We start from the raw sequence: 12,506 nt of genomic DNA on the forward strand, positions 1-12,506 counted from the left end.
GGCCCGCTTAGCGCGACAGCGCCCGCTTGAAGTTGTAGAATATCTTCTCGATCAGCCGGGCATCTTCCGTCACGATGGCCGCGCTGGCGCTGATGCCCTTGCGGTAGCCGATGGGCTTGCCGTAGGTTGTTACCAGGCCCTGCGGCAGCGAAACCTTCGCCAGAAACCCGTTATCCTTGGGTATTTGCGAGATGTAGGTAAGCCGGCCCGGGACGGCGCCAAACTCTTCAAACGGATAGCCCGCGAATTTGAGAATTACTTCCTGCCCGACCTTCACTTTGCCGACGCTGCTCAGCGGCAGCACGGCCTCCCCGTAATAGGCGGCCGTCGTGGGGGCCACGTAAAAAACCTCCTGATTGGCAGCCAAGGTTTGTTTCTCTTCCAGAATAGCGGAAAAATAGACCCGCCCGCCGGTGGGCGCCACCAGAACGTAGCGGGTTTTCCAGTTGGCCACGGTGCTGCGCAACGTGTTCAGCGCCTGCACCAGCAAGCCGCGCTGTTCGCCGCTGATCTTATCCAGCTCCAGCAGCTCTTTCTGCTTGGCTGTCTGCAGCATGTAATTCTGGTAAATCGTGGATTCGGCCTGCTTGACGGGCAGCTGTTTGGTCAGCAAACGGCTTTCCTCCTTCCGAAAATCGGCCGGCGCGATAACGCGCTGCCGGGACAGTTCCTGCTGGGTAGCGTACTCGCTGCGGGCCAGCGCGAAATCCCGCTCGTAGAGTTGTTTCTGGTCGGTCAGGTTTCGGTTCAGCGCTTGCAGGTCCGCAATTTCGCGCACCAGAATCCTGCGCTTCTGGGGAAAGTAGCCATTGCGCTGGTAGGCCAGATACTGGGTATACGCCTGTTCAAAGGTTTGGTACGCCGCCTGAATTTCGCCCAGCTTGGTATACTCGCCAAGCCCCGCCGCCGGGAGCCGGGCCTCTTGGCCGCCCACCAGCAGGTCGTGCAGCTGCTCCAGGCGCTGCGCGAAGTCCAGCACCTGGGCGTGGTCCGCCGTGCTTTCGATGAAAGCCAACTCCTGCCCCGCCTGCACCTGCGCGCCCTCGGCGATAAGCAGCTTTACCAGCTTGCCATCAGTTTTGGCATTCACGGCCTTGGGCGCATTCACGGACGTTAGTTGCAGGGGCACTTCTACCAGGTCCGGGTAATGAATCAGCCAGGTGCCGGCCACCACCGCGGCCAGCAGGAAAAAGTAAAGCGTAATTCCCCAGCGCACAATCCAGGCGGGCACGGCGGTGATAATATCCTGAATTTCCTCGCTTTGCTCGGGCAGGGGCAAAGAGGGCGGCAGGGAAGTGCTACTTGGTTCGAGGGCGTGTTCGGGCATACGGTATCAGCGACTAAAGATGGGTATATAGTTAATTTCCTAATTCCAGCTGGTTCTTGACCAACCGATAGTAAAAGCCGCGCAGGCTCGTTAGTTCCTCGTGGGTACCAATTTCGGCAATCCGCCCCTTATCCAGCACCACGATCTGGTCGGCGTTGCGCACCGTGCTGAGGCGATGCGCCACCACGACCACCGTACGCCCCTCGAAAAACTGATTCAGATTGTGCATGATAACACTTTCGTTATCGGCGTCGAGGGCATTGGTGGCTTCGTCAAAGAACAGGTAGGTGGGATTTTTATAAATAGCCCGGGCAATGAGCATGCGCTGCCGCTGCCCCTGGCTCATGCCGTTGCCCTCCATTCCTATCTTGGTGTTGTAGCCCAGCGGCAGCCCTTCAATGAAGCTTTCAATATTCGCCATGCGCACGGCATACTGCAGGCGGTCATAGTCGATGTGCTCTTCCCCTACCGCCACGTTGCGCGCTATGGTATCCGAGAAGATAAAGCCTTCCTGCATCACGACGCCACACTGGCTGCGCCATAATTTGTGGCTTAGATTGGCAAGCTTGGTTTCGCCGAAGTAGACGTCGCCACTGACGGGCGCGTAGAATTTTAACAGGAGCTTTAGCAGCGTGGTTTTGCCACTGCCGCTGGCTCCTACCACCGCCGTTACTTTGCCGGCCGGAATATGCAGCGTGAGGTTTTGCAGCACGGGTTGCCCATCCGCGCCGGGGTACGTGAAATCCACGTTTTGCAGGCTCAGGCCCTTATCGGTGGGCAACCGCGTGACGCGCGGCTTGCCCACCGGCTCCTCATCCTCCAGTTCGTGAATGTCATTCAGCCGCTCCAGACTGATCTGGGCGGCCTGCGCGGTCTGAATAAAGCTTACCAGTTGCTCAGCCGGACTGTTCAACTGCCCGATTATATATTGAATAGCCAACATGGCGCCCAGCGTTATTTCGCCATGAATAACGGCGCGGGCCGCAAAGAAGGTAATAAATATGTTTTTACCTTCATTAATTAAAAAAGCCCCGGTCTGCTGATATTGATTCAGGGCTAAAACCTTGATATTTAATTTAAACAACCGGGCCTGTATTCTTTCCCAGCCCCAGCGCTGAGCCGTTTCCGAATTGGAAAGCTTAATTTCCTGCATACCCTGAATGAGCTGCACCAGGGAGCTTTGGTTTTGAGCCGAAACCTCGAAGCGCTTGAAATCTATCGAACGGCGCTTACGCAGAAACAAGGCAATCCATAATCCATATAAGATAGTACCTCCCAGAAATATTAAAAATATCGTTACGTTATACATCGACAACACGATGCCGAAAATCAAAAGATTAAATAACGACAGCAGGGTTGCCAGCGAAGAGTTGGTAAGAAAAGATTCTATTCGGTGCTGGTCTTCGATGCGCTGCATCAGGTCGCCGAACAGCTTTACGTCAAAGAAAGACAGCGGCAGCCGCATGAGCTTACTGAGGAAATCGGATAGAATGGTAATATTTACCCGGGAGCTGATGTGCAGCAAAATCCAGCTACGAATAAAATCCACGGAAACCCGCCCGGCCGCCAACATCAGCTGAGCACCCAGGATCAGGTACACGAAGTTCAGATTCTGGGTATTGATTCCAGTATCTACTATCGACTGCGTTAGGAAAGGCAGAATTAGCTGCAGCAAGCTCCCTATCACCAGGCCCAGCACCAGCTGTATCAGCAGGCGATGATACTTACGGGATAGTATGTAGCCGAACAGCTTTTCAAAACCTATTGAACGCTGCTTTTCTCCGGGTTCATCATAAAAATTCGGAGTTGTTTCGAGCAGCAGCGCAATGCCGGCATTCGGGTCGCCGCTCAGCCACTCCCGGTTAAATTCCTCCCGGGAATACGTCAGCAAACCATGCCCCGGATCAGCAACATGCACCGTGTAGTCCTCCGCTTGTTTTGCGGCAGAACGATTCCAAAAGCCAGGCGTTTTTTTTGTAATTTTATATACGACGACAAAGTGGTTTTGCCTCCAGTGCACGATGCAGGGAAGCGGTACTTCCTCCGCCAGCTTGTCAAAAGTCAGCTTTGCCCCCAGCGTTTGAAATCCAATTGACTCAGCCGCTTCGCTTAATCCCAGTAATGATACCCCCTCCCGGCTTATCCGGCTCCTTTCACGCAGATTCTGCAGGCTATAGGTTTGACCGTAATGCTTAGCAACCATGCGGATGCAGGTCGGCCCGCAATCCATCATATCCAGTTGCTTGTAGAAATGAAAAGAACCCATTTTATACTGAAAAATAAAAAGCTATAGGCAGATCAACAACCGTATAAATCACTGTTCACTATCATTTATATTCCGATATAACCTGTTATTTCACGGCTACCGTAAATAAAGAACAGTGAAAATTTTAGTAAGAATAGTTAACAAATCAAGTTGATAGAGAAAAGAGGAATAATCACGCAAAAAAGAGGAGCAGGTGGTATGCCTGGTCGTTAGAAGTAACCGGGGCAAGTTAGCAGTTAACAACGGCCTCTGCAATGCATTGGCACTATAGGTCCGCCCTGCCCCCTGCGCCACTCCAAGCAAACCTCGCCTTACCCCTCCTGCTCAGATTCACTTATCCATCACGCAATAAACCCGTTACGCAGGCTAGCCCTGTCATTACCGCTGAGCCTGACGTGCTATATTACTCAATTAGCCGCAGATAAAGCGTTACACGCTCTCCTGAGGTAGTCTGGCTAATTCGAAGCAGCCGGGTGAGTAGTAGCCGAGGGCGGAGCGGCGGCGCTCGTTGTTGATGCTGTTGTAGGCAAAGTAGTGGCTGTATACAGAGCGGTATACAAAACCAGGATTGCCTCCGTTGCCTGCAAACCGCGTTTGTACCGGTGCCAGGGCAAAAAAGAAGCCCCGTTCCTGGGTAGAAACGGGGCTGCAAATACTCAAATGCAGAGGAGGAGGGATTCGAACCCCCGGACCTTTAACAGTCAACGGTTTTCAAGACCGCCGCAATCGACCACTCTGCCACTCCTCTAAAAGCATTCAACAGCCTGGTGGGGCTGTTAAATGAGTACTAAAAACGCAGAGAGGGGGGGATTCGAACCCCCGATACCCTTGCAGGTATAACGGATTTCGAATCCGTCGCATTCGACCACTCTGCCACCTCTCTGTAGGTAATAATAGAATGGTTTGGGACGACAAAAGTAGCAGTCATTTTTTAGCTTACAATACCCGGGGCGCATTTTTTCCGCATTTTTTCCGGACCAAAACCCGCCTGCCTACCGCCTGAGCCAGCCTTTTGGCGCCTTACCAATTCGTACTGAACGCCTTACCGGCTTTTCAGCCGCCCCGTCACAGCGTCGATGCTGACGTTTACCTCGAAGCCCAGAATCAGCGTCATGCACACGAAGTCGAGCCACACCATGAAGCCCACGAGCGTGCCGATGGAGCCGTAGAAGTGGTTGTAGCTGTCGAAAATCTTGACGTAGAGAATAAACAGGAACGACACCAGGAAAATTAACAGGGTGGCGACGATGGCTCCGGCCGAGAGAAACGGCCACTTGTCGTGAATGGGCGGCACGTAGTAATACACCAGGCAGGTAGTGAGCAGGAAAAGGCCGACCACGGAGCCGTATTTCAGGATGGAAATCAGCTGGCTGGTAAACTGCTCGGGCACGATTTCGTGGAACACCAGCGCGTCGATGATGTAGGTGCCGAAGAAGATACCGGCAATGGCCAGCAGCAGCACCGACGACAGCACTACCGTGAGCAGCGTGGCAATGACGCGCTTGCGCAGGTAAGTGCGGCGCTTGAACGACGGGTACTTCTTCTCGAAGGCGTCGAGCAGGGCCATGATGCCGTTGGAGCTGAGCACCAGGGCAGCGGCAAAACCGAAGGAAAGCAGGCCCCCGTGCGGAATGTTCACGATGTCTTCGATGGTGCCCGACACGGCCACGTACATTTCCCGGGGTATCAAATCACCCAGAAACTGCAGGATGTCCACGTTCAGGTTGGGCACCGGAATGTAGGGAATCAGCGTGAACAGGAAGATGATGGTCGGGAACAGGGCTACCGTGAGGTTGAAGGCCATGTAGCTGGCCCGCTTGCTGATGCTGTCGAGCTTGAGCTCCTGAATCATGCGGTCCACCACGTCGTAGACCGAGGCGCGGCCGTGGGCGATGCGCAACTGCTTGAGCCACACGATAAACTTGCGGTAGGAACGCCGGCGGCGCACGTCGGGCAGGTGGTAGCGGCGAACGGGCAGGCGCATTTTTTAATTAGTAATTAAGAATTAGCAATTAAGAATGTGGCTCCTGGCTTTTCTGTACCAAGTAAAATGGGCAATGCCACCTGCCCTACTCAGTAGGTTTGGCAGGTTTGCTGGGAATGAAAGCGGCGGCGGCCGGGGCTTCGGCGGGCAGCTTCTGGGCCGCCGGCGTAATGGGACCGGTCAGCTCGTCTTCCGAAAAGTATGGGGCCAGCTTGTGCTGGATTTCCGCCGGAATCGGGACGGGACGGCCAGTGCTGGTGCTCACAAATACCATCAACGTATGGCCTTCGGTGAGCAGTTCCCGGGCCTCGTTGTAGATTTCGTACTCGAACAGCACCCGGGAGCCTTCGGCGGGCTGCTTGAGCAGCAGGCGCACCGTGAGCAAATCGTCGTAGCGGGCCGGGCGCCGGAACCGGGTGCGGATCTCCCCCACCGGCATGCCCACGCCGTCGGCCTCCAGATCCTTGTAGCGGATGCCCAGCTGCCGGAACGCCTCGGTGCGGGCCACTTCGAAATAGGCCGCGTAGTTGCCGTGGTAGACGTAGCCCATCTGGTCGGTTTCGGCGTAGCGCACGCGGATTTGGGTGTCGGAAGTATACATCTTTGTTAATGTGCGAATGTGAGGAATGTGCTGATGTGCTAATGATTAACGTGAGCAATGTGGGTAGGTACGAAAGCTGGCACAATAACTCAGAACTCGTCATTGTGCCTTCTCACTCTATTCCACATTTAGCACATCAGCACATTAATAATTAGCACATTTATTTCATAATTCCGGCCCGGCTCAGGGCGGCCTGGTAGCGGCGGGCATTTACGAGGTGGCCGGCCTCGTTGGTGGCAAAGGCGTGGTAGCCGCTGAAGTCTTCCTTGGCGCAGAAATACAGGTAGTCGTGCTCCTCGGGGTTCAACACCGCGTCGATGCTGGCAATGCTGGGCAGGTTGATGGGGCCGGGCGGCAGGCCGGCGTATTTGTACGTGTTGTAGGGCGAATCTTTCTGCAGGTGCACGTTCAGCACGCGCTTGATGGTGAAGTCCTGGTTGGCGTAGACTACGGTGGGGTCGGCCTGCAGCTTCATGTTGCGCTTGAGGCGGTTGAGGTACACGCCCGCCACCCGGGGCCGCTCGTCGGCGTGCTGCTGCTGCTCGGCTTCCACGATGCTGGCCAGGGTACTGACCTGCTCGCGGGTGAGGCCCAGCTTTTTGCGCTTGGCGTCGCGGGCGGGCGTCCAGAACTTCTCGTACTCCTTTTTCATGCGCTGCATGAGGTTGTCGGCCGAGGAGTTCCAGTACAGCTCGTAGGTGTTCGGGATAAACATGCCGATGATACTGGTCGTGTCGAAGCCCAGGCTTTTGGTGTAGGCTGGGCTGCTCAGGAGCGAGTCGAACTGGTGGGGCCGGGCCTCAATGGCGGTGCTCAGCTTCTGGGCCAGCTCGTCGCGCAGGCGGATGTTCTGGAAGGTGAGCTTGAGCGGCGACTGGCGGCCGGCCCGCAAATCGGAAATCAGCTGGCGGTTGGTGTAGCCGTCCTTTAGCTCGTAGCGGCCGGGCTTCACCAGCTTGTCATACTTCATGAGCCGGGCCACGAAGTGCAAGGACAACTTATCGACGATAACGCCGGTCTTGTCGATGGAGTCGAGCACGGCCTTGCTGGTCTGGCCGCGGCGCACCAGCACGTAGGTCGGCTGGCCCTTGGTTTCCACGTTGGGCGTGAAGAAAACCTGGTAGAAGTAGTAGAAAAACGTAATAAAGATGATGCCCAGCACCCCCACCGTGTAGGCGAAGCGGTTCCGACGGCGAAGAGCGTTGGCTCGGTAATCAATGCGGGGTTTGGTCATTGCAAACAAAAAGCGGGGTCAGGGCCTGAAAACATGGGGTTTTCCTCAGTCGGCCCACGCGAAACGGCGGGCGCTGAGTTTACCGGCGTCAAAAGTACGCCTTATCTGCTGTTCTGCCAGCCTCCCGGCCGCCCGGGGCGGGCCACGAATCCCGGCAGCTGGCTCCGGGCCCGGCAGGACCTTTTTCGGGTTCTGGCGGGCCGGCTTAACCTAATGGTAACATTGGGGCAAGGCGCACAAAATTTGGGCGTTGCGGCAACATTCTCCTAGTTTTAACTCGTACGCAGGACGTTCGTTCTTCGGGAGCCTGGTGCTTTGCGTACCTTCGCTCAACTTCTGGCGTCGCGCCCAGGCCCTGATTCTGCTTTTCCACTTCATCTCTCACTTTTTCCATTCGACTATCGTGGCACTCTTTACTCCTTCTATTGCCCGCCTGCGCAGCCTGCCAGTGGCCGCGCTGCTGCTGGGTTTCTCCTTCGCGGCCCAGGCCCAGACGCCGGTCGGCATTGCGGGCGGCAACGCCATTTACCGCCAAAACTTTGATGGCATGACCGCCACAGGAACTGCTTATCCTGATGGCTGGAACGGTGTTCGTTTCTCAGGGACCGGCACTGCCCCCGTTGCCCTGCTGGTTTCGGATGGCAGCGGCACTGGCTTGTCTGGAGCGCCTTATAATGTAGGCACGACCGGTGCCGCTGACCGTGCGCTGGGCAGCGTCGCCTCTGGGGGCACGGTACCCGCTATTGGTGCTGCTTTTATTAATGCCACCGGCGCTACGGTTACCCGCGTTAATATGGCCTTTTATGGGGAGCAGTGGCGCTCAGGTTCAGCCCTGGACCAGAACGAAGTGCTGGCTTTCGAATATAGCTTTGATGCTACTAGCCTCACCACGGGTACTTGGACTGCTGTTCCCGCGCTCAATGTGACCGAGGTTGCTAATGCCAACGTTACGAACGGCGCTCTGAACGGCAACGACACGGCCAATCGGGTGGCTGTTTCCGGCTCGATAAACTCCCTGAACTGGCCATTTGGCGCTACGATGTGGATTCGTTGGAAAGACAACAACGATACTGGTAACGATGCAATGCTGGCCGTGGATGACTTTGCCCTCTCGACCGGTACCACCACGCTGGCTACCCAGAACAAGGCCCTGCAAGGTTCGCTGAGCGTGTTTCCGAACCCGGCCACCAACCGCCTGACCCTGCGTACGGGCAAGGAAGGCGTAGGCGCGGCCGTGGCCATCTACAACGCCCTGGGTCAGCGCGTGCAGCAGACCGTCGCCAGCCAGGAAGAAGTTACCCTCGACGTATCGGCGCTGCGCGCCGGCGTCTACACGGTGCGCTTCACCACGGCCGAAGGCATTGCCACCCGCTCTTTCGTGAAGCAGTAGTCTTTTCTACCTATCTAAAAAAAAGCTCCGGCCGCTCTGGCCGGGGCTTTTTTTATGCGGCTAGGGGCCGGGAATGGTAACCCTACAGACAAAATGTGCGAATGTGTGGTAGTTGTGTACCGCAGCTACTACCTTGTCGGTGCCCGCCGCTCGTGGGCGCTGTGCCTTTGTTTCACTCCTCATTCCCTCCCTATGCCCGCTACGCTGCTTCGTATTCACCCCGATAATCCTCCCCAGAACCGTATTCAGCAAGTGGTGGACGTGCTCCGCAAAGGTGGCCTTATCATTTACCCCACCGATACCGTCTACGGCATTGGCTGCGACATTCACAATGCCAAGGCGGTTGACAAGCTCTGCCGCATCAAGGGCCTGAACCCGGATAAGGCCAACCTCAGCTTTATCTGCTCCGACCTCTCCCACATTGCCGACTACGCTCACGGCATCACGACGCCCACGTACAAGGTCATCAAAAAAGCCTTGCCCGGCCCGTTCACGTTTATTTTCGAAGCCAGTGCCAAAGCCCCGCGCCAGGGCGGCAACAAGCGCAAAACCGTCGGCATCCGGGTCCCCGACAGCACCATCATCATTCAGCTGGTGAAAGAACTGGGCAACCCTATCTTCAGCACCTCCGTGCGTGAAGACGAAAATACGCTCGACGAATACGTCACCGACCCCGACCTGATTTTCGAAAAGTACCGCCTGCTGGTCGATCTGGTCATTGATGGCGGCTTCGGCGGCAACGTCCCCAGCACCATCGTCGACTGCACCAACGACGACTTCGAGCTAGTGCGCCAGGGCGCCGGCGACATTGAGCAGTATCTTTGATAATGTGCTAATGATTAATGTGCTCAGGTGCTAATGTGAAAGACGTGTCTCTGCGAGGACGCCGAACCTTCCGCGCCTTAAACAGCGCCAATCCGGCCGCTGAAATGCGCTGAGCCTTCTAAAGTAAAAAGCCCTTTCCCGTGTACAACGAGAAAGGGCTTTCTGCTAAAAGGACGGTCGTCACGAGCAGAGGATGGGTTGACGCCACTTGAGGCGCGGAATGGCTTACTCCTCGCCATCATTTCCCACATTAAGAATCAGCACATTCAGCCACATTAGCACCTGAGCACATTAACTCCGCTTGTGCTTCCAGCGGCGGTGCGTCCAGAGGTAGCTGGCCGGGGCTGCCTGAATGTCACGCTCCAGGTGGCGGGCAAAGGCTTCTGTGACTACGTAGGCGTCTTTGTCCAGCGGCGTGCTGCCGTCGTGCAGGGGCCGGATAGTCAGGTCGTAATAGCCCCGCGCGCGGCGGGTGATGTTCACGTACACCACCGGGCAGTTGAACTGGGACGCCAGCCGGTCGGCGCTGCTGTAGAAGCTGGTGTCCTGGTGAAGGAACTGGGTCCAGTAGGGCCGGTCTTCGGGGCCGGCGGCCTGGTCGGTGAGCATGCTCAGCACCCGGCCTTCCTTGCGCCGCTTCACCAGGTCGCGCAGCGTATCGCGCATCGGAATCAGCTGGGCGCCGGTGCGGGTGCGCAGCCGGAGCAGAAAATCTTCGAAAAACGGGTTGCTCAGCGGCTTGTACACCCCGTACGTGCGGCCCGGAAACTCCAGGGCCCCGGTCGGCAGAATCCACTCCCAGTTGCCGGCGTGGGAACCCAGCGCCAGCACCGTCCGGCCTTCGGCAAACGCCCCGCTGATGAGTTCGGGGTTATGAATCCGGACGCGCCGCCGCAGCTCGGCGGCGGGCAAGGCGGCCAGCTTCAGCATCTCCACCATTACCTGGGCAAAATGCCAGTAGAAATCCTTGCTGATCTGCCGAATCTGCGGCTCCGACTTCTCCGGGAACGAGTTACGCAGGTTTTCCAGCACCACCCGCTGCCGGTAGCGCAGCACGTAGGCCATTAGGCCGTACAGGCCGTATGCCAAGCCGTAGAGAACGGGAAACGGCAGGTGAGCAATGCCCAGCAGCAGCCACTCGAGCGGCCGATAAAACCAGGGATATTTGCGGGTAGGTGGTTGCGTCATTAGTGGGCTACTACGCCGGCCGGGGCATATTCCGTCACGTTGCGGATCAGTCGGGCGTTTTGAGAGGAAAGAACTTTGTTTTTGGCGTCGCGCACTTCCACAATCAGCTTATAGGTGCCGGCGGGCAGCTTGCTCAGGTCCAGCATCCCGGTAACGGGGGTGCTTTGCCCGGCCAGTCCCTGCACGCTGGCCGTGCTGGTCAGGGCATCTTTGGTGGCCGCATCCTGCCGCAGCCGGTACCGCAGCTGCACGGTTTGCTCGGGTTTCAGATTGTAAAGCTCGGTGTAGAAAAACGCCCGGTCAGCCCCGCGGCCGTACAGTCCGCCCGGCGCCCGGCTCAGGCTAAAGCCGCCGCGGGCAAAGTTACTTTGCTCCGGCGATTTTGACGCCGCCCGCGCCAGCAGCACTACGTCACTCATACTAAGCACTTTCGCCGCCGACTCAATAACTAGCGGCTGCTCGACCACGTTGTTCTGGCCGGCCCGGTACTGGTCGCGCACCTGCCCGCGCAGGGTATACTTGCCATCGGGCAGCAGAATCCGCTTCTGGAAGCTCACCGGATTTTTCAAGCTCACCGACGTGTCGCTGAGCACCGGCGGCTTCAGCGTAATGGTTTCCTGGTAGGCCGCCGTGCCATCTTCCCGAATGATTTCCAGCGTCACGCTGGCCGCCGCCTGAAATACTTTCGGGGCCCGCCGCTTGTAGGTCAGCGACTGGCCGGGCACGGTGGCGTACAGCTCCACCACGGCACCCTTCACGGCAAGGTCTTCGTTGCGGAAGCGGCTGACGTCGAGCAGCAGTTGGGGCGGCGTGGCAGCGTGCGCGGCGAAAGAAACCAGGAAGGCGAGCAGCAGAAAGTAACGGCGCATAGTGTCAGTTTGACGGGTATTTATAGAAAAAGGGTAGCAACTATGCCCGCAAAGCAGTTTTGGGACGGTATTGGTTCAGCTTCCAGGGCCCAAAAAGCGCTTTTGAAAAAGGATTTACATCTAGTATAAGGCAAATACTATTCTGCTCCCCTTTCTTTAGCCATCTTGCCACCACCTCCTTTCCCCGTTCCGGTGCCCATTCTTTTCGAATCGCAGTATAATCCGCCCGCGCAGTTCTTCGCCGAACTGGCCGGCACCGATGCGCTCTGGCTGGAGTGCCACGATAATTACCGCAAGCAAACCTACCGCAACCGCTGCCTGATTCTAACCAACCAGGGCGTGAAACCCCTCACGGTGCCCGTAATCGATGGGAACCGCAGCGAAAAGGTCAAAACCTCGGCCATTGAAATCGACTACCGCCAGAACTGGGTGCACCAGCACTGGCGCAGCCTGCAAACCGCGTACGGCGGCACTCCGTACTTTGAGTACTACGCCGATTACCTCCACGACATTTACTTGCAGAAGCCAGCCCGGCTTTTCGAACTCAACCTGGCCTTTCTGCGGTTTTACCTGCGCTGCCTGCGGTTGTCGACTCCCGTGGAGTTTACCACCGACTATCACCCCCAGTACGCCTCCCCGCTCGTGCTCGACCGGCGCGATTGTCTGACACCAAAAGCCGCCGCGGCCCCCGAACCTGACAGGAAGTCGGTTCGGCCCTATCCGCAGACCTTTGGTAAAGATTTTGTACCGGGACTCAGCATCTTAGACCTGCTTTTTATGCAGGGCCCGGCCGCCGGCAGTTTTCTTGCGTAGTGCAAGTGT

General features: G+C 57.0%; 10 protein-coding genes and 2 tRNA genes. 3 read left to right on the forward strand and 9 right to left on the reverse strand.

Going from position 1 to position 12,506, the window contains the following annotated elements; genetic code table 11:
- Positions 1-7: 7 nt before the first annotated feature.
- From E5K00_RS10070 to mltG, 7 genes are all read right to left on the reverse strand, one after another.
- The gene (locus tag E5K00_RS10070; protein ID WP_135463094.1) at positions 8-1,327 is read right to left on the reverse strand and encodes an HlyD family secretion protein; all 1,320 of its coding nucleotides are present in this window, start codon (positions 1,325-1,327) and stop codon (positions 8-10) included.
- 31 nt (positions 1,328-1,358) lie between these two features.
- On the reverse strand, positions 1,359-3,593 hold the full coding sequence (locus tag E5K00_RS10075; protein ID WP_135463095.1) for a peptidase domain-containing ABC transporter: 2,235 nt from the start codon (positions 3,591-3,593) through the stop codon (positions 1,359-1,361).
- A 663-nt stretch (positions 3,594-4,256) separates the two neighbouring features.
- Positions 4,257-4,341: transfer RNA gene (locus tag E5K00_RS10080), tRNA-Ser, on the reverse strand.
- Between the two features lie 48 nt (positions 4,342-4,389).
- Positions 4,390-4,476: transfer RNA gene (locus E5K00_RS10085), tRNA-Ser, on the reverse strand.
- 159 nt (positions 4,477-4,635) lie between these two features.
- Positions 4,636-5,577, reverse strand: a complete 942-nt coding sequence (locus tag E5K00_RS10090; RefSeq protein ID WP_135463096.1) for a YihY/virulence factor BrkB family protein — start codon at positions 5,575-5,577, stop codon at positions 4,636-4,638.
- Positions 5,578-5,662: 85 nt separating this feature from the next.
- A complete protein-coding gene (locus E5K00_RS10095; protein ID WP_135463097.1) occupies positions 5,663-6,178 on the reverse strand; it encodes an acyl-CoA thioesterase in 516 nt (171 codons plus the stop codon).
- A 160-nt stretch (positions 6,179-6,338) separates the two neighbouring features.
- Positions 6,339-7,412, reverse strand: a complete 1,074-nt coding sequence (mltG, locus tag E5K00_RS10100) for an endolytic transglycosylase MltG (protein ID WP_135463098.1) — start codon at positions 7,410-7,412, stop codon at positions 6,339-6,341.
- 403 nt (positions 7,413-7,815) lie between these two features.
- Between mltG and E5K00_RS10105 the strand changes: the two genes are divergently transcribed.
- The gene (locus E5K00_RS10105) at positions 7,816-8,802 is read left to right on the forward strand and encodes a T9SS type A sorting domain-containing protein (protein ID WP_135463099.1); all 987 of its coding nucleotides are present in this window, start codon (positions 7,816-7,818) and stop codon (positions 8,800-8,802) included.
- A 192-nt stretch (positions 8,803-8,994) separates the two neighbouring features.
- Positions 8,995-9,627 (forward strand): L-threonylcarbamoyladenylate synthase, encoded by a 633-nt coding sequence (locus E5K00_RS10110; RefSeq protein ID WP_135463100.1) that lies wholly within the window; start codon positions 8,995-8,997, stop codon positions 9,625-9,627.
- 291 nt (positions 9,628-9,918) lie between these two features.
- Here the strand turns inward: E5K00_RS10110 and E5K00_RS10115 are convergent, their stop codons facing one another.
- Positions 9,919-10,815: a lysophospholipid acyltransferase family protein gene (locus E5K00_RS10115; protein WP_245328253.1), complete on the reverse strand. Its 897-nt coding sequence runs from the start codon at positions 10,813-10,815 to the stop codon at positions 9,919-9,921.
- On the reverse strand, positions 10,815-11,684 hold the full coding sequence (locus E5K00_RS10120; protein ID WP_135463101.1) for a hypothetical protein: 870 nt from the start codon (positions 11,682-11,684) through the stop codon (positions 10,815-10,817). The genes E5K00_RS10115 and E5K00_RS10120 overlap by 1 nt, the downstream gene beginning before the upstream one ends.
- A 192-nt stretch (positions 11,685-11,876) precedes the next feature.
- On the opposite strand from E5K00_RS10120, the gene E5K00_RS10125 reads away from it, so the two are divergent.
- On the forward strand, positions 11,877-12,497 hold the full coding sequence (locus E5K00_RS10125; RefSeq protein WP_245328254.1) for a WbqC family protein: 621 nt from the start codon (positions 11,877-11,879) through the stop codon (positions 12,495-12,497).
- The last annotated feature ends 9 nt before the right edge of the window (positions 12,498-12,506 follow it).

Origin of the sequence: Hymenobacter aquaticus, assembly GCF_004765605.1 — a bacterium.
Classification (GTDB): Bacteria; Bacteroidota; Bacteroidia; order Cytophagales; family Hymenobacteraceae; genus Hymenobacter; species Hymenobacter aquaticus.

What these genes read in the sequence shown, in the direction of transcription:
- E5K00_RS10070 (WP_135463094.1), bottom strand. Translation starts at nt 1,327, where the DNA reads ATGCCCGAACACGCCCTCGAACCAAGTAGCACTTCCCTGCCGCCCTCT.
- E5K00_RS10075 (WP_135463095.1), bottom strand. Translation starts at nt 3,593, where the DNA reads ATGGGTTCTTTTCATTTCTACAAGCAACTGGATATGATGGATTGCGGG.
- E5K00_RS10090 (WP_135463096.1), bottom strand. Translation starts at nt 5,577, where the DNA reads ATGCGCCTGCCCGTTCGCCGCTACCACCTGCCCGACGTGCGCCGCCGG.
- E5K00_RS10095 (WP_135463097.1), bottom strand. Translation starts at nt 6,178, where the DNA reads ATGTATACTTCCGACACCCAAATCCGCGTGCGCTACGCCGAAACCGAC.
- mltG (WP_135463098.1), bottom strand. Translation starts at nt 7,412, where the DNA reads ATGACCAAACCCCGCATTGATTACCGAGCCAACGCTCTTCGCCGTCGG.
- E5K00_RS10110 (WP_135463100.1), top strand. Translation starts at nt 8,995, where the DNA reads ATGCCCGCTACGCTGCTTCGTATTCACCCCGATAATCCTCCCCAGAAC.
- E5K00_RS10115 (WP_245328253.1), bottom strand. Translation starts at nt 10,815, where the DNA reads ATGACGCAACCACCTACCCGCAAATATCCCTGGTTTTATCGGCCGCTC.
- E5K00_RS10120 (WP_135463101.1), bottom strand. Translation starts at nt 11,684, where the DNA reads ATGCGCCGTTACTTTCTGCTGCTCGCCTTCCTGGTTTCTTTCGCCGCG.